This window comes from Thiomonas islandica (genome assembly GCF_055383445.1).
The window spans coordinates 2,518,245-2,534,272 of sequence record NZ_AP042391.1; the positions used below are offsets into that span (position 1 = coordinate 2,518,245).

Genomic DNA, 16,028 nt, shown 5'->3' on the forward strand with positions numbered 1-16,028 from the left:
GTCAGTCCTTTGACTTGATGGGTTGCTCGCCAGCGGCCTGCGCCACGGCGGTGCGCAGCGGCGCAGCAGTGGGCGCTGCGCGTGCGATCAGATGGCCCTCGGCGTCCACCGTGTCGGCATTGACCGCGGCAAGAAAGGTGGCAAGCGCCTTTTGCTCGTCGGCAGGCAGGTCGATCTTGGGCATGTAGGGCACGGAGCCATGCGCCAGCGGCCCGGCGAGGAAGGCCTGGATCATGGCCACATCTGTGGTGCCATGCAGCAGCTTGGGCAGCGGGCGCAGCGGGCCGTCCGCGTTGATCGAGTGACAGTTCGCACAGGACATGACCGCAAGCAGCCGTCCGGCCTGCATCTGGTTCTGCGGGGTGATCACGCGCAGATCGGCCGGCACGAAGGCCGCAGTCTTGAGCAGACCGTCCTTGGCGATGATGGGCACCTCATCCTGAATGCCCAGCCCCGGCACGTCACGCCCAATGATCTGATTGGAATACATGTACTGGCCGACCACCCAGGGCTTGCGCAGGCTCTCGCGAGTGCGCTCCTCCGGCCAGATGCCAGCGACCAGCAGGATGGCCACCATGCCCACCGCCACCGGCACGCGCACCGCTTGCGGTTTGAGGTAGACCCACAGCAGATACAGTCCGATCAGCACCGAGGTGGTGGCCAGCGGCACGAAGGTCGTGATGCGGAAGTCCACATGGCCGAACCAGTCGGGCAGACGATCCTTGAGGATGACCAGGGCATTGGGCGGCAGTGTGGCCACATACCACATGAACGACAGCCCACCGCCCACCAGACCAGTGATACCCAGCTTGGCCACTGTCTGCCCAACATCGCGCCGCAGCGGATCCCCCTTGGGAATGGCAGCGACGATGATCGAGCCCACCACGGCGGCCGAGGTCAGCATCAGAAAGCCCCGGTCGGCCAGCTGCGCGGCAAAGTTCAGGTTATAGAACGCGTCGAACACCGAGCCGGTGAGATACCAGCGCTGGCTGCCCGGCCACATCATGAAGGACAGGATGCCGATGATCAGGACCAGCGTGGCCACCGAGCTGACGACGAAGGTCCAGGTGATTTTCAGGTGCGTCTTTGGATCGATCTTGCCGATGGTGTAGACCAGCGCATACACCCCGATGACCTCGACGGTGAAGAACACCCACTCGGTCGCCCAGGCCCAGACAAAATTGTGGATCAGCGCCGAAATGCCGCGCGGGCTGGCCACGGTGACCGAGTACCAGATCCCCGGGCCGGTGACCGAGCCCCAGATGTACGAGAACACCAGCAGGAACATGCCGTACTTTTTGATGTACTGCATGATCTCCGGCTTGTTCTCGCGCACCGAGCGGCTTTCCAGCAGGGCAAACAGCACGGCAGCACCGACCGAGGTGTTGGACGCCAGCACGTGGATGGTGCCGATGATGCCCATCACCCAGGCGGTACCGATTTGGGGCACGTACCACGTCGGGTACATGCCGATCAGCTCAGACATACAAACTCCTTCAAGCAATGTGTTGACGGTGGATCACGGTCTTGACGCCGCTGCCCGTCGAGGCCATATCCATGCATCAGTATTCGCTGATGTGGATCAGGGAACAAGATGACATAACGTCGCTGGGAAAACCCTGATCACCGCTGAGCATCGTCCTGGAAAACGATGCCTGGTCAAGCTGCTCGCAGCGGTTGACGTGACGTAACCTGGATCAAAATGTCCAGCAATCGCAAGCCTATGCCGGTTCGCCTGCGACACCATGTCGCGTCGAAACACTCACTTGATCAATGTCAATACGAATGCTGACTCGTTGCCCGCTCTCACTTGCCGTCGTCATGTGCGCCGCAGTGATCGAGATCGCGCACCTAGGCCAAAGACCTTGACCGCGCATGAGATTGGACTGACGCCCGTACAACGCTTCAGTGCAGCGCGGCGTAGATCGCCTGTGCGAGCTCACGCGATATGCCATCGACCGTCATCAGATCGTCCACGCTGGCGGTCTCCACGCCTCGAATGCCACCAAACCGCGCCAGCAGCCGGGCGCGGCGCTTGGGGCCGATCCCCGGGATGTCTTCCAGCCGCGAACCGCCGGTGCGCACCTTGGCACGGGCCGCGCGCATGCCGGTGATGGCAAAGCGATGCGCCTCGTCGCGGATCTGCGCCACCAGCATCAGCGCAGCGCTGTCGGCGGGCAAGGTGAGCTTGGGCCGGCCATCGGCAAACACCAGCTCTTCCAGCCCCACCTTGCGGCCCTCACCTTTTTCGACCCCGACGATCAGGCTCAGATCGAGGCCGAGTTCGGTGAACACCTCGCGCGCCATCGCCACCTGACCACGCCCCCCATCGACCAGAACCACGTCGGGCATTTGCTCGCGCCCCGGCGCCTGCGGGGCGCTCTCGCCGTCATCGCGCTCTCCCACACCCGACGCCTGGCATTCGGCCAACCGCTTGTAGCGGCGCATGAGCACTTGGCGCATCGCGGCGTAGTCATCCCCCGGGGCGATGCCCTCGATGCGGTAGCGGCGGTATTGCGCCGGCTGCATCGCATGCCCGGCGTACACCACGCAGGAGGCCTGCGTGGCCTCGCCGGCGGTATGGCTGATGTCGAAACATTCCACCCGGAGGTCATCCGTCTGGCTCGGGTCTAGCCCCAGGGTTTGCGCCAGCGCCAGCGTGCGCTCGCGCTGTGAACCTTCTTGCGACAGCAGGCGAGCCAACGCGATCTGCGCGCCTTTTTGCGCCATCTCCAGCCAGTCGCGCCGCTGGCCGCGCGGCTGGGTGACCTGCTGCATGCGGTGCCCGGCATGCTCGGCCAGCGCATCGAGCAGCTCGGCATCGAGTGGCACAGCGCAGACCAGCACTGGCGGCGGTGCGAACTGCAGGTAGTGCTGCGCGACGAAGGCCTGCGCCACGCGCGCTGCCGCGTCGGGCGCGTCGGCGCTGCCGGCAGCGTCCTCGCCTTCGCTCAGGTCGAGTGCCGCCTGCACCTGGCTAGGAAAGTAGGCGCGGTCTCCCAGATGCCGGCCGCCGCGCACCATGGCGAGGTTGACGCAGGCGCGCCCGCCCTGGATCGCCACGGCCAGAATGTCCACATCCTGCGTGCTGCCCACTTCCATGCTCTGCTGCTGCAGCACGCCGGAGAGCGCGGCGATCTGGTCGCGTAGCACAGCGGCCTCCTCGAACCGCAGGGCTTCGGAGAGCGACTGCATTCGCAGCTGCAGATCGCCCAGCACCACGCCGTGATCGCCGCGCAAAAAGCGCACTGCATGCTGCACGTCGCGCGCATAGTCTGCCGCGCTGATCTTGCCCACGCAGGGTGCTGTGCAGCGATGGATCTGGTGCAGCAGGCAAGGCCGACTGCGGTTGGAAAACACCGTGTCCTCGCAAGCGCGCAACTGAAACACCTTCTGTAACACCGCGATGCTTTCCTTCACCGACCAGGCGTTTGGATAGGGGCCGAAATACTGCTGCTTGCGATCGGTCGCACCGCGGTAATACGCCACGCGCGGGAAAGGATGCGCGGTGGTGATCTGCAGATAGGGGTAGGACTTGTCGTCGCGAAACAGAATGTTGTAGCGTGGGTGTTGCGTCTTGATCAGGTTGTTTTCCAGCAGCAGCGCTTCGGCTTCAGTGCGGGTGACCGTGATGTCGAGCCGGGCGATGCGCGTGACCATCAGCCCGATGCGACTGCCACCGTGGTCTTTCTGGAAATAGCTCGACACCCGCTTGCGCAAATCGCGTGCTTTGCCCACGTAAAGCAGCGTGCCGTCGGCGGCGAAATAGCGATAGACCCCCGGCAGATGCGGCAGCGCAGCCACCTGCGCCAGCAGTTCGGGGCTGTGCAGCGGCGGCGCGTCGGAGGGCAGATCGGAGGGCGAATCAGCCATCCTGGTGATCAGGAAGCAAGCTGCACGGCGCGCTCTAACACGGCACGGAACATCGGCGCGGTCAACCGCCCGGTGTTCTGGTTGTAGCGGCTGCAGTGATAGCTGTCGATCAGGATGCAGCCGCCCAGCTGATGCTCGGCGGCATGGGCAAACCGCGCGGCCGACGCTTTTTGCCCCAGCGCCATCAGCACCGCATCATGCGCCACCCTGCCCAGCGCGACAATGACCTGCAGCCGGGGCATGGCCTTGATCTCGGCGGCAAGATAACGATTGCAGGTGCGGACTTCCGCGGGCAGCGGCTTGTTGTCCGGCGGCAAGCATTTCACCGCATTGCTGATGCGGCAGCCCAGCAGTTGCAGACCATCCGCTGCGTGCAGGCTTGACGGATGATCGGTGACGCATACCGGCTCCGGACGCGAGGCCAGGCCCAGCTCGGTCAGCGTGCCGTAGAGCAGCGGCCCGGCACCGTCACCGGTAAATGGCCTGCCCGAGGCATTGGCGCCTTTGAGCCCCGGCGCCAGTCCGGCGACCAGCAGCGGCGCATCCAGCGGCCCGAATGGCGGCACTGGCCGGCAGGCAAACCCGGGGTATTGCTGTTTGACTTGGTGTAAAAATGCCGCCAGACGCGGGCACGCCCGACAGTGCGCGTCATAAAAAAACCTGGAGGTCGGTGCCTCGTCACCCGACATGTTCATGAAAGTCCAATCTCGGTGGGATCTGTTTTGCCATGTGGTCGACAACCTCGGCGACATCGGTGTGACCTGGCGGCTGGCGCGGCAGCTGGTGGCCGAACATCAGCAGCAGGTGCGATTATTCCTAGACAATTTCATAGCGTTTGCGCACATCTGCCCCCAGGCGCAGCCGCGCGCAGTCGAGCAGACCATCGCCGGGGTGCAAATTGTGCCTTGGGCATGGCAACAGCAGGCCACCCCGGGGGATGTGGTGGTCGAAATGTTCGGCTGTCATCTGTCCGATGCTTTCGTGGCACAGATCGGCAAGGCGCAGCCCCGGCCGGTCTGGCTCAACCTGGAACACCTCAGCGCCGAGGCTCTGGTCGATCTGCACCATCTCAAGCCCTCGCCGCAGCCCGGTGGCATTCAAAAATACTTCTACTACCCCGGATTTACCGACAAGACCGGCGGGCTGCTGCGCGAGGCCAATCTGATCGCGCAGCGCGACCACTGGCAGATGCAGCCCTCGGCCAGACGTATCGCAATGCGCGCGCTAGGCCTGCCGCCACCGCCTGATCATGCCCTTACCGTGCTCCTGTTCAGCTATGCCCGCCAGCGCCTGGAGGGCTGGCTGCACACCATGGCCGCCTCCGAGCGCCCGGTGGCGCTATGGGTCTGTCCCGGTCCGGTGAGGACCGCAATCGATGCCTGGCTCGACATGGAACTGCAGACCGGCCAGATCACCAGCCGCGGCAGCCTGACCATCGCCGCCCTGCCCTATGTCGCACAGGAGCGCTTCGACGAGCTGCTGTGGGCGGCGGACCTGTGCATCGTGCGCGGGGAAGACTCCTTCGTGCGTGCGCAGTGGGCGGCCAAGCCCTTCGTCTGGCACATCTACCCGCAGGACGACAGCGCGCACGACCGCAAACTCGACGCCTTCCTCGACCGTTATCTGGCCGGTGCCGACAAGGATTTGCGCGACACCGTAATCCATTTCTGGACGGCGTGGAACCGCGGACTCGATCTGGCCCCGGCCTGGCTGCAATTCATCGACAGCCTGCCCGCGCTGCAGCGTCATGCGCTCGCCTGGTCGTGTGCGCTGCAGTCCCACACCGATCTGGCCAGCCAGCTCGTCCGCGACGTCTCGAATCTGCAGGACGCGCCAGCCCGGCTGACATCTGCCCGGTAGAATAAGAGTTGTTCTTGGATTTCCTCTCACACTCAATGAAGCTCGCTCAAGAAATTCGCGCCGGAAATGTCATCATGGTTGGCGACAACCCGATGGTGGTGCAAAAGACCGAATACAGCCGCGGTGGCCGTAATGCCGCCACGGTGAAAATGAAGCTGAAGAACCTGCTGACCAGCGGCGGTACAGAAGTGGTGTACAAGGCCGATGACAAGATCGACGCCGTTACCCTGGACCGCAAGGAGTGCACCTACTCCTACTTCGCCGATCCCATGTACGTCTTCATGGACGCCGACTACAACCAGTACGAGGTCGAAAAGGACAATATGGGAGACGCACTGAACTACCTCGAAGACGGCATGCCGGTCGAGGTGGTGTTCTACGACGGCAAAGCCATCTCGGTTGAACTGCCCACCACCGTGGTGCGTGAGATTGTCTATACCGAGCCCGCCGTCAAGGGCGACACCTCGGGCAAGGTGCTCAAGCCGGCCAAGCTCGCCACCGGCTTCGAGGTGCCCGTGCCGATTTTCGTCGCCACCGGCGACAAGATCGAGATCGACACCCGTACCGGCGAGTACCGCAGCCGCGTCTGATCGGCACGCCGCACCCCCAAAACCGCCTCGCAGGCGGTTTTTACATGAATCGGCATGGGGATCGACCAGGATTGTCTGGTCGCCCCCTATCCCGATTGTGCGCCCAGCATGGGCGCACAAAAAAAACCCGCCATCGGCGGGCCGAATCAACCTCGCAACGCCATCCCATTGCGAGGACTGGAGCGCATCAGAGCAAGCGTCTCGCCTCGCTCAAATCAGGACGAAAAACGCTCGCACCACCCCGTGGGCAGGATCGTGCCGGCCACCAGACGGCAACTTCCCGGGCCGGAGGCATCCTTCCCCGGGATGAAATAAGCACAATCGCTGCAATGCTGCGCGCCGTGCGGCGTGGATTGGTAGTGCACGGCCGCCTTGCTCAGCATGTCGTCGTCGGCGTGCGCTGGAACGACGGCCGCAGCGCTCACGACAGCAAACAGCAGGCCTCCTCGGCGCAACAGCGCGCGCCGATCCATGTCGGTTCGTTTGGTCTCAGACATCTTTGTTCTCCAGGTCGTGTGCAGGCGACGGGCGCCCGCTGCGCCCGTCGGCCAAGTTCATTGATGGACCACGTCGGGCTGCATCGGCGCCAGAATTGCCAGAAGCTGGTTCTGCAGGCCAAGCGGCACGTTGTTAGCGTTCATCGACTTTTGCAAATCTTCGACCAGTGCGTTGAAATCCGCGGTGCTCAAGTTCATGCCCTTGTGCGCCTGCTTCATGTTCAAGCCGGTGTATTTGCACGGCCCGCCTGTAGCCTCGCAAATCTGGTTGACCAGTTGCATTTGCAGGTGCGGGATGTTGGTCTTGGCAAAGAAATGGTTGATGCGGTTGTCCGCCGCGACATTGACGATCATGTCGTGCACGACCTTGGTGATGGCATCCTTGCCGCCGAGTTGTTCATACAGAGTGGGGCTGGTGGTCTGCGCCTGCGCGCTGATCAGGCTGGTCGTCGACACGGCGCCGATGAGGGCAGCAATCGCCAGCGGCTTGAGCAGGAACGAGAGGGGGTTTCGCATGGTTGAACTCCTTGAAAAAAAACGCAAACCGCAGGAAGCGGGTTCAGAACGTGCCGTTGAGCGACAGATAAAAGCCCTTGTTGCTGGCCTGGAAGGGCAGCGGGCCGAGGTCGGCATACGCCGCGGTGATCGACAGGCTCTTGTTCGGGAAGTAGGCGACAAACACATCCTTCATCGTGCCCGGCGAGCCGATCGCGGTGGCGGTGGAGTTGACCGGATATTTCATGTTGTCGGGCTGCTGGCGGAATTCGGCGCCGACCGCCACGTCCGGGCGCAGAAAAACCGCAAGCGACCCCTCCAGCTCGGCGTGATAACTGTCATTGGACTTGGTGCCCAGCGCCCCAGCGATGCCATTGGCCGAGTTGGTGCCAAAGCCGAGCAAGCCCAGCGCGTTCGCCTTGGTGGCGCGCACGGTCAGGTTAGCCACGGTGACGCGGTGGAACAGGCCGTCGAGAAAGGCTTTTGTTGCGCTGACATAGAAATCCGTGCCGGAATCCTTGGCAGCGCCGAGGAATTTGGGAATCCCGATCGGACCCAACCCGGAGAAATTGCTCGTGAAATCGTTGTTTTTCTTGTACTGCAAGCCCACCGAGACTTGCGGATATGGGGTGTAGAGAATGTCGCCGAACAACCGTGCCTTCAGCCCCAGCACGTCCATGCTGATGGTCTGGTTGCCCAGGTTCAGCATGGGATTGGCCACCGGCACCACGCCCAGACCGCCCGGCTGGTTGCCCAGGACGCTCAGATTGGACAGGGCGCCCAAGTTGACATTGAGGTTCTGGTGTGCCACGGAAACCTCGAAGCGGTTGTGAATTCCGATGGCCGCGCCCAATGTGGTCAGGCCGTAGTTCGGTACGGTGACATACGTGCCGGTCACTGAACCGCCGACTTCGTCGCCGGTGTCATAGCCGGCGATCACGGCCCATGGCGTGATGCCGCCGCCGGTCGAGCCTTCGACCTCTGTGACTCCGCTGGTGGCCAGCAGGCGGCTGCCCTGCGCCTGCGCGGTACCAACTCCCCAGATTCCCAGCCCGGCGATGGCGGCGGCTGCGATGGTTTTTTTCATGCGATGCACTCTCATAGGCTCTCTCCTCTTGGTTGGTGGGACACTCCAACGATGGAGTGGTCGCACGGCGGCAATTCGCGCCGATCCTTGATTGCGACAGACAGAACTACGCAGAGGCAAACAAAGCGGATTCAGATTGAAGCCGCAGAGATGTAAATGTTTGTAACCAACACGCGGGCGGCCCGCGCGGGCGATACCACGGTACTGTTACTGTTGTAGGTCAGTGCCCCGACCGCAGCGCAGCTGCCTGCCGCGCCAGCTCGGTGATCGCGTCCCAGTCGTGCGCGGTAACCCGGTCGGCTGGCGCTAGCCAAGAACCGCCCACACACGCCACATTGGGCAGTTCCAGATAGCCGCCAGCGTTGCCGGGGGTGATCCCGCCGGTGGGGCAGAACAGCAGTTGTGGCAGCGGGCCGTGCAGCGACTTGAGCAGCGCCTGCCCGCCAACGGCCTCTGCCGGAAACAGCTTGAGCGCGGTGAACCCGGCGTCCAGCGCAGCCATTGCCTCGCTCGCAGTGGCCACGCCAGGCACGAAGGGCAGAGGGCTCTTGCAGGCCGCGTCGAGCAAAGCCGGAGTCAGGCCGGGGCTGATGCCGAACTGCGCCCCGGCATCCTGCGCCCGCTGCCAGTCGTCCGGACTCAGCACCGTGCCCGCACCCACCAGCGCAGCGGGCACGCGGTCGCGGATCCGGCCGATGGCCTGCAGCGCGGCAGGGGTGCGCAGCGTGACCTCCAGGGCACGGATGCCGCCGGCCACCAGTGCCGCGGCCAGATCGACCGCGAGCGCAGCGTCGTGGATCACGATAACCGGCAGCACCGAGCCGACGCGCAGCAACTCGGCAGCGCTCAAAGGCGCGTGAGTCGTCGTGGTGTGCATGGTCACGCTCCAGCCCAATCCGGATGGCCGAAGCTGGCGGCGCCCTGCTCCGCGCCGTCCACATGGCGGCGGAAGTTGGCGAACAGCTCGCGGCCCACGCCATACTGGTTGTGCGTCAGGTCGATGGTCTGTGCGCTGCGCTCGGCCCATTCCTCGGGCGGCACCTCGGCGTTGACCTCGCCAGTGAGCGCGTTCAGGGTGATGCGGTCCCCGCTGCGCACCCGGGCGATCGGTCCACCGTGCACCGCCTCGGGCGTCATGTGGATCGCCGAAGGCACTTTGCCGGACGCGCCGGACATCCGGCCGTCGGTCACTAGCGCCACCTTGTAGCCGCGATCCTGCAGCACGCCCAGCGTGGGCATGAGCTTGTGCAGTTCGGGCATGCCGTTGGCCGCCGGGCCCTGGAAGCGGATCACGGCAACGAAATCTCTCTCCAGTTCGCCGCGCTTGAACGCCGCGATCAGCGCGTTCTGGTCGTCGAACACAATGGCCGGCGCGCTGATCACTCGGTGTTCTGGCTTGACCGCCGAAACCTTGATGATGCCGCGCCCCAGATTGCCGGTCATGAGCTTGAGGCCGCCATCGGGAGAGAAGGGATGGCGCACCGGACGCAGGATATCGGGGTCGAGCGATTCGGCAGCGCCGTCACGCCACACCAGCGTACCGCCGTCCAGCCACGGCTCCTGCGCATAGCGCGCCAGCCCCGGCCCGACCACGGTCTGCACATCGCCATGCAACAGCCCGGCGCCGAGCAGCTCGCGGATGACGAAGCCCATGCCGCCAGCCGCCTGAAACTGGTTGACATCGGCGCGTCCGTTGGGGTAGAGCTTGGTCAGCGTGGGCACGACCTTGGAGAGGTCGTCGAAATCGGTCCAGTTGATGTCGATGCCGGCAGCACGGGCAATCGCCACGAGGTGGATGGTGTGGTTGGTCGAGCCGCCGGTGCATAACAGGCCAACGATGCCGTTGACGATCACCCGCTCGTCGACCAGCTCGCCGATTGGTGTGTACTGCGGGCCTTCGGCGGAGATCGCCACCGCACGCGCGGCCGCTGCGCGGGTGAGCGCCTCGCGCAACGGCGTGCCGGGGTTGATGAAGGCACTGCCCGGCAGGTGCAGACCCATGATTTCCATGAGCATTTGGTTCGAATTGGCCGTGCCGTAAAAGGTGCAGGTGCCCGGGCTGTGATAAGACTGCATCTCCGCGTCGAGCAGTTCCTGACGGCCGATCTTGCTTTCGGCGTACAGCGCGCGGATCCGTGCTTTCTCGTCGTTGGCCATGCCGCTGGGCATCGGCCCGGCGGGAACGAAAATGCCCGGCAGATGACCGAAGGTGAGCGCGCCGATCAGCAGCCCCGGAACGATCTTGTCGCACACCCCGAGGTAAAGCGCGGCGTCGAACATCTGGTGGCTGAGCGCCACCGCGGTGGCCATGGCGATGACATCGCGCGAGAACAGCGACAGCTCCATGCCGGCCTGGCCCTGGGTGACACCGTCGCACATCGCCGGGACGCCGCCGGCGAACTGCGCCGTGGCCCCTGCGGCCAGCGCAGCCTCCTTGATCCACGCCGGGAATGCTCCAAGCGGCTGGTGCGCCGAGAGCATGTCGTTGTAGGCCGAGACGATGGCCAGATTCGGGCGCGACTGCGCAGAAACCTCCTTGAGCAGGATCTTGGCCGGCGGCGCCGCCGCCGCGATCGCGTGCGCCAGGTTGGTGCAGGAGAGCTGGCTGCGCTCGACCTTGCCACGCCGCGCCGCGCGGATGCGGGCCAGATACGCGGCACGGCGCGCGTGGCTGCGCGCGCAGATGCGCGCGGTCACCTCGGCAACGGTGGGATGGATGGACGAGGAGGCGGTCATGGCATGCGGGCGATCGGGAAAGTGGCAAGGATATTGCAAGCACGGCAGGGCAGCCGGATGCCGAACGGGCGGTCGGGATGCACGGGGTGTATGGTGCATGGTGCCCGCTGCGTAGATCACACCACAGACATGTTTCCTGATTCCAATCAATTTCCGAAAAACAATGCGCTCCCTGTCGATCCGCAACAGCCGCCTCTGCCTACACTGCCCCGTAACCTCGCATGGCTCCAGATGACTGCGCGCACACCAACATGAACGCCACTCCCGCATTCGACATGGTGCTGTTCGGCGGCACCGGCGATCTGGCCATGCGCAAGCTGCTGCCGGCGCTGTATCAGGCGCATCGATCCGGCACGCTGCACCGGGCTGGGCGCATCATTGCGCTGGGACGCGCGCCGCTCGCCCGGGAGGCGTATCTGGCACAAGTGCAGGAGCAGTCCGGCCCGCATCTGAAGGCCGACTTTGCCGACAGTGCCTGGGCCAGTTTTGTCGCGCGGCTGAGTTATCAGCGGCTCGACGCCAATCAACCCGCCGATTTCGACGCCCTGGCCAAGCTGCTGGGCGCCGAAGATGCGCATGTCACCGTGTGCTACCTGGCCACCGCGCCGTCGCTGTTTGCGCCCATCTGCACCCAGCTTGCCCGCGTCGGCCTGAACCACCCTGGCGTGCGCGTGGTGCTCGAAAAGCCCCTCGGCCACGATCTGGCCTCCAGCGAGGCAATCAACGCCGCGGTCGCGCAGTCCTTTGCCGAGCACCAGCTCTACCGCATCGACCACTATCTGGGCAAGGAGTCGGTGCAGAACCTCATGGCCATCCGCTTTGGCAACGTGTTGTTCGAGCCGTTGTGGCGACGCGAGTGGGTGGACAATGTGCAGATCACTATTGCCGAGGACATCGGCGTCGAGGGCCGCGGCGAGTTCTACGACAAAACCGGCGCGCTGCGCGACATGGTGCAGAACCATTTGCTGCAACTGCTGTGCATGGTCGCGATGGAGCCGCCAGCAAGCCTGCAGGCCGACGCCATCCGCGACGAAAAGCTCAAGGTGCTCAAGGCGCTCAAGCCCTTTGCCGAAGCCGACGTGGCGAGCAAAACCGTGCGCGGCCAGTACCGCGCCGGGGCGATCGACGGCAAGCCGGTGGTGGGCTATCTGCAGGAGGCTGACATCGCGCCGAGCAGCCGCACCGAAACCTTCGTCGCGCTCAAGGCCGAGGTGGTGAACTGGCGTTGGGCCGGGGTGCCTTTTTTTCTGCGTACCGGCAAGCGCATGCAGGAGCGGCTGGCCGAAATCGTCATCAGCTTTCGCTCCGTGCCGCTCAACCTCTTCGGCGGCCCGGTCGGGCTGCAGGGTGCCAACCGCCTGGTCATCCGCCTGCAGCCCGAGGAGAGCATCAGCCTGCACTTTCTCTCCAAGGAACCGGGCGACGGCATGCGATTGCATCCAACCAAGCTCGATCTGGATTTCGAGTCCACCGCGCAGCAGCGCCGCGCCGATGCCTACGAGCGCCTGTTGCTCGACGTGATCCGCGGCCAGCTCGGGCTGTTCATGCGCCGCGACGAACTCACCGCCGCCTGGCGCTGGGTCGAGCCGATTTTGGAATGCTGGCAGCGCAGTGGCGAGGCGCCCAAGGGTTACACCGCAGGCACCTGGGGGCCGGCGGCGTCCAGCGCCCTGCTGTCGCGCGACGGTGCGGCCTGGCACGAGGAGCTGTGAGCCATGCTGCATGTCTGCGCCAGCCCGCAGGAACAGGTCGCGCAACTGGTGCGCGTCATCCAGGCTGCGCTGGCTGCAGACATTGCGCAGCACGGCCGGGCGCTGCTGGCGGTTTCGGGCGGACGCTCGCCGATCGCGCTGTTCCACGCCCTGGCGCAGGCGCCGATCGACTGGCCGCGGGTCGTGGTCATGCTGGTGGATGAGCGCTTCGTACCGGCGGATCATCCCGACAGCAACGCCGCGCTGGTGCGCACGCATTTGCTCGCCGGCGCCGCGGCACAGGCGCAGTTCCTGCCGCTGGTCGATGAACCCTTCGACCACGCAGGCTGCATCGCCCGTGCCAATGCGCACTTTCGCGCGCTGGCACAGCCCTTCAGCGTGGCCTTGCTCGGCATGGGGGAGGATGGGCACACTGCATCGCTGTTCCCCGGTGCGCCTGAGCTCGCTGCAGGCCTCGACCCGGACCTCCCTGAGGCGTATCTGGCGCTCACCCCGCCACCGCCGGTTCCTCACCCCCGTATCAGCCTGAGCCTGGCCGCGCTACTGCGGTCGCGCCGCTTGCTGCTGTCGATCGCGGGCGATGCCAAGCGGGCAGTCTATGCCCGGGCCGCCACGCCGCCGCCGAGCCCTGCGCTGCCCATCAGTTATCTGGTCCAGCAAACCCGCACGCCGTTCGATGCCTACTGGACGCCCTGATACCTTCCCACGCCTGCTTGCCGACATCGGCGGCACCAATGCCCGCTTCGCGCTGCACACGGCGCAGGGCATCACGCCGATCGCCAGCCTTGCCAGCGCCGACTTTCCGACCGTGCAGGAGGCGATCGTGCAGGCGCTGCGCCGTGCCGGCACGCCCGCGGTGCGGCATGCGGCGCTTGCGATCGCCACCTCGGTGCAGGGCGATACGGTGCGCATGACCAATCATCACTGGGCGTTTTCCATCGCCGCACTGCGCCACGCGATGAGCTGGGACACACTGCTGGTGCTCAACGATTTCACCGCACTGGCGCTGGCACTGCCCGACATTCCGCCCGAGCATCTGCAACCCATCGGCGCAGGCACGCCAGTGGCGCGCAGCGCCCGTGCGCTGCTCGGACCGGGCACCGGGCTGGGCGTGTCAGGGCTGATTCCGGGCCCGTGTGGAAGCTGGCTGCCGCTGGCCGGCGAAGGTGGGCATGTCAGCCTTGCGCCGTTCGACGACAGCGAGATCGCCCTGTGGCGCCACGCCCGCGCGCGCTTCGGCCACGTGTCAGCCGAGCGGCTGCTGTCTGGGCCGGGGCTACAGCTGATCCATGGCTGGCTCGGCGGCCCACAGCACCAGGATGCGGCACCGCCCTCGCCTGCCGAAATCACCACACGCGCGCTGAGCCGCAGCGACAGCCGCTGCATGCAGACCGTCGATCTGTTCTGCGCCCTGCTGGGCACCGTGGCCGCCGATCTGGCGCTCACCCTGGGGGCCACGGGCGGGGTGTACGTGGGCGGCGGCATCGTGCCGCGGCTGGGCCCGCTGTTCGCGCAGTCGCGGTTTCGCTCCCGGTTCGAGGACAAGGGCCGGTTTTCCGAGTATCTGGCGCGCATCCCGGTGTACGTCATCCACCATCCCGATCCGGCCTTCCTTGGCGTGGCCAAGGCGCTGGAACACCACCTCACCGCATCGCCATGACCTCATCGCCCCGGTTTGCCCGCTGCAGCGGCGTGCTGCTGCACCTCACCAGCCTGCCGGGCCCGCACGGCAGTGGCGATCTGGGGCCCGACGCTTATCACTTCGTCGACTGGCTGCAGGCCAGCGGGCAGCGGCTCTGGCAGTTCCTGCCGCTGGGGCCCGTGGGCATCGGCCACTCGCCCTACATGAGCAGCTCGGCGTTCGCCGGCAATGTGCTGCTGATCGACCTGGGCGAACTGCAGCAACGCGGCTGGCTCGGCGCGGACGATTTGGCGCCGACGCACGGTCTGGACGCCGCGCAGGTGCGGTTCGAGCAGGTCATTGCCTATCGCATGGAGCGGCTGCAGCGGGCGGCGCAGCGCTTTGCCGCCAGCGCCTCGGCGCAGGATCGCGCCGATCTCGCCGCCTTCCGGGCCGCGCAGTCGGACTGGCTCGACGACTTCACACTGTTCATGGCGCTGTCCGAGCATTTCGGCCAGCGCCCCTGGCCCACCTGGGACCCAGCGCTGGCCCGGCGCGACCACACCGCCCTGCAGCACGCGCGCGCGCAGCACGCCGAGCGCATCGCCTTCTGGGAGTTCACCCAGTGGTGCTTTTTCCGCCAGTGGGCCGCGCTGCGCGCGCATGCCCACTCCCGCGGCGTGCTGCTCATGGGCGACATGCCGATCTTCCTCTCGCACAACAGCGCCGATGTGTGGGCGCGGCCCGACCTGTTCCAGCTCGACGCCTCGGGCCAGCCCACGGTCGTCGCCGGGGTGCCGCCGGACTATTTTTCCGCCACCGGCCAGCGCTGGGGCAACCCGCTGTACCGCTGGGCGGCGCACGAGGCCGAGGGCTTCGCCTGGTGGATCGCACGGCTGCGCGCCACGTTCGCGCTGGTCGATTTGGTGCGCATCGACCACTTCCGCGGCTTCGAGAGCTGCTGGGAGATTGCGGCGGACGCGCCCACCGCGATCGACGGGCGTTGGGTGGCAGCGCCGGGGCAGGCCTTGTTCAACGCAGTGTCCGCTGCACTCGGGCCGCTGCCCATCATTGCCGAGGATCTCGGCGTCATCACCCCCGAAGTCACGGCACTGCGCCAGCGTTTCGGCTTTCCCGGCATGCGCATCCTGCAGTTCGCCTGGGGGCAGGACGACGGCGGCAAGAACGCGTATCTGCCGCACAACCACACCCACGACAGCGTGGTCTACCCCGGCACGCATGACAACGACACCACGGTGGGCTGGTGGGCCAGCGCGCCGGAGTCGCTGCGCCACCACCTGCGCGAGTACCTGGCCTGCGACGGCGGCGACATCGCCTGGACGCTGATCCGCACGGCCAGTGCCAGCGTGGCCGACATCGCCCTGTTCGCGATGCAGGACGTGCTGCGGCTGGACGGCAGCCAGCGCATGAACACCCCCGGCACCGCGCACGGCAACTGGCGCTGGCGCTTCACCTGGGATCAGGTCCAGCCGGAGCATGCCGCCGGGCTGATGCGGCTGGGCCGCCTCTACAACCGCCTGCCCGCCTGAAAGCCCG

Annotated in this window: 14 protein-coding genes; 6 read left to right on the top strand and 8 right to left on the bottom strand. The window is 65.7% G+C overall.

Going from position 1 to position 16,028, the window contains the following annotated elements; genetic code table 11:
- Position 1 precedes the first annotated feature (1 nt).
- The 3 genes from ACZ47F_RS12250 to ACZ47F_RS12260 form a co-directional block, all read right to left on the bottom strand.
- Entirely contained in the window at positions 2-1,486 is a 1,485-nt protein-coding gene (locus ACZ47F_RS12250) for a c-type cytochrome (RefSeq protein WP_464924968.1), read from the bottom strand.
- Positions 1,487-1,905: 419 nt separating this feature from the next.
- Positions 1,906-3,873, bottom strand: coding sequence for an excinuclease ABC subunit UvrC (gene uvrC, locus ACZ47F_RS12255; protein ID WP_464924969.1), 1,968 nt, complete (start codon positions 3,871-3,873; stop codon positions 1,906-1,908).
- An 8-nt stretch (positions 3,874-3,881) separates the two neighbouring features.
- On the bottom strand, positions 3,882-4,568 hold the full coding sequence (locus tag ACZ47F_RS12260) for a uracil-DNA glycosylase (RefSeq protein WP_464924970.1): 687 nt from the start codon (positions 4,566-4,568) through the stop codon (positions 3,882-3,884).
- Between ACZ47F_RS12260 and earP the strand changes: the two genes are divergently transcribed.
- Together earP and efp are read left to right on the top strand one after the other, a co-directional pair.
- Positions 4,567-5,733 carry an elongation factor P maturation arginine rhamnosyltransferase EarP gene (gene earP / locus ACZ47F_RS12265; protein WP_464924971.1) on the top strand — a complete coding sequence of 389 codons (1,167 nt, stop codon included), beginning with the start codon at positions 4,567-4,569 and terminating at the stop codon, positions 5,731-5,733. The genes ACZ47F_RS12260 and earP overlap by 2 nt on opposite strands.
- A gap of 35 nt (positions 5,734-5,768) precedes the next feature.
- Positions 5,769-6,323, top strand: a complete 555-nt coding sequence (gene efp / locus ACZ47F_RS12270) for an elongation factor P (RefSeq protein WP_464924972.1) — start codon at positions 5,769-5,771, stop codon at positions 6,321-6,323.
- Positions 6,324-6,538: 215 nt separating this feature from the next.
- Here efp and ACZ47F_RS12275 read toward each other — a convergent pair whose 3' ends face one another.
- From ACZ47F_RS12275 to edd, 5 genes are all read right to left on the bottom strand, one after another.
- Entirely contained in the window at positions 6,539-6,820 is a 282-nt protein-coding gene (locus ACZ47F_RS12275) for a high-potential iron-sulfur protein (protein WP_464924973.1), read from the bottom strand.
- A gap of 57 nt (positions 6,821-6,877) precedes the next feature.
- The gene (locus tag ACZ47F_RS12280; RefSeq protein WP_464924974.1) at positions 6,878-7,336 is read right to left on the bottom strand and encodes a group I truncated hemoglobin; all 459 of its coding nucleotides are present in this window, start codon (positions 7,334-7,336) and stop codon (positions 6,878-6,880) included.
- 43 nt (positions 7,337-7,379) lie between these two features.
- Complete coding sequence (locus ACZ47F_RS12285) at positions 7,380-8,402, bottom strand: DUF3034 family protein (protein WP_464924975.1); 1,023 nt, start codon at positions 8,400-8,402, stop codon at positions 7,380-7,382.
- Positions 8,403-8,622: 220 nt separating this feature from the next.
- Complete coding sequence (gene eda / locus ACZ47F_RS12290; RefSeq protein ID WP_464924976.1) at positions 8,623-9,279, bottom strand: bifunctional 4-hydroxy-2-oxoglutarate aldolase/2-dehydro-3-deoxy-phosphogluconate aldolase; 657 nt, start codon at positions 9,277-9,279, stop codon at positions 8,623-8,625.
- A gap of 2 nt (positions 9,280-9,281) precedes the next feature.
- Complete coding sequence (gene edd / locus ACZ47F_RS12295) at positions 9,282-11,138, bottom strand: phosphogluconate dehydratase (RefSeq protein WP_464924977.1); 1,857 nt, start codon at positions 11,136-11,138, stop codon at positions 9,282-9,284.
- A gap of 251 nt (positions 11,139-11,389) precedes the next feature.
- On the opposite strand from edd, the gene zwf reads away from it, so the two are divergent.
- Genes zwf through malQ form a run of 4 tightly spaced genes read left to right on the top strand, consistent with a single transcriptional unit; the run spans position 11,390 to position 16,021 of the window.
- Entirely contained in the window at positions 11,390-12,850 is a 1,461-nt protein-coding gene (gene zwf, locus ACZ47F_RS12300; protein ID WP_464924978.1) for a glucose-6-phosphate dehydrogenase, read from the top strand.
- A gap of 3 nt (positions 12,851-12,853) precedes the next feature.
- A complete protein-coding gene (gene pgl / locus ACZ47F_RS12305; protein WP_464924979.1) occupies positions 12,854-13,546 on the top strand; it encodes a 6-phosphogluconolactonase in 693 nt (230 codons plus the stop codon).
- Complete coding sequence (locus ACZ47F_RS12310) at positions 13,527-14,510, top strand: glucokinase (RefSeq protein ID WP_464924980.1); 984 nt, start codon at positions 13,527-13,529, stop codon at positions 14,508-14,510. Before pgl ends, ACZ47F_RS12310 begins: the two co-directional genes overlap by 20 nt.
- Positions 14,507-16,021, top strand: a complete 1,515-nt coding sequence (gene malQ / locus ACZ47F_RS12315) for a 4-alpha-glucanotransferase (RefSeq protein ID WP_464924981.1) — start codon at positions 14,507-14,509, stop codon at positions 16,019-16,021. Before ACZ47F_RS12310 ends, malQ begins: the two co-directional genes overlap by 4 nt.
- Positions 16,022-16,028 lie beyond the last annotated feature (7 nt).

What these genes read in the sequence shown, in the direction of transcription:
- eda (WP_464924976.1), bottom strand. Translation starts at nt 9,279, where the DNA reads ATGCACACCACGACGACTCACGCGCCTTTGAGCGCTGCCGAGTTGCTG.
- ACZ47F_RS12285 (WP_464924975.1), bottom strand. Translation starts at nt 8,402, where the DNA reads ATGAAAAAAACCATCGCAGCCGCCGCCATCGCCGGGCTGGGAATCTGG.
- zwf (WP_464924978.1), top strand. Translation starts at nt 11,390, where the DNA reads ATGAACGCCACTCCCGCATTCGACATGGTGCTGTTCGGCGGCACCGGC.
- earP (WP_464924971.1), top strand. Translation starts at nt 4,567, where the DNA reads ATGAAAGTCCAATCTCGGTGGGATCTGTTTTGCCATGTGGTCGACAAC.
- efp (WP_464924972.1), top strand. Translation starts at nt 5,769, where the DNA reads ATGAAGCTCGCTCAAGAAATTCGCGCCGGAAATGTCATCATGGTTGGC.
- ACZ47F_RS12250 (WP_464924968.1), bottom strand. Translation starts at nt 1,486, where the DNA reads ATGTCTGAGCTGATCGGCATGTACCCGACGTGGTACGTGCCCCAAATC.
- pgl (WP_464924979.1), top strand. Translation starts at nt 12,854, where the DNA reads ATGCTGCATGTCTGCGCCAGCCCGCAGGAACAGGTCGCGCAACTGGTG.
- uvrC (WP_464924969.1), bottom strand. Translation starts at nt 3,873, where the DNA reads ATGGCTGATTCGCCCTCCGATCTGCCCTCCGACGCGCCGCCGCTGCAC.
- malQ (WP_464924981.1), top strand. Translation starts at nt 14,507, where the DNA reads ATGACCTCATCGCCCCGGTTTGCCCGCTGCAGCGGCGTGCTGCTGCAC.
- ACZ47F_RS12280 (WP_464924974.1), bottom strand. Translation starts at nt 7,336, where the DNA reads ATGCGAAACCCCCTCTCGTTCCTGCTCAAGCCGCTGGCGATTGCTGCC.
- ACZ47F_RS12310 (WP_464924980.1), top strand. Translation starts at nt 13,527, where the DNA reads ATGCCTACTGGACGCCCTGATACCTTCCCACGCCTGCTTGCCGACATC.
- ACZ47F_RS12260 (WP_464924970.1), bottom strand. Translation starts at nt 4,568, where the DNA reads ATGAACATGTCGGGTGACGAGGCACCGACCTCCAGGTTTTTTTATGAC.
- edd (WP_464924977.1), bottom strand. Translation starts at nt 11,138, where the DNA reads ATGACCGCCTCCTCGTCCATCCATCCCACCGTTGCCGAGGTGACCGCG.
- ACZ47F_RS12275 (WP_464924973.1), bottom strand. Translation starts at nt 6,820, where the DNA reads ATGTCTGAGACCAAACGAACCGACATGGATCGGCGCGCGCTGTTGCGC.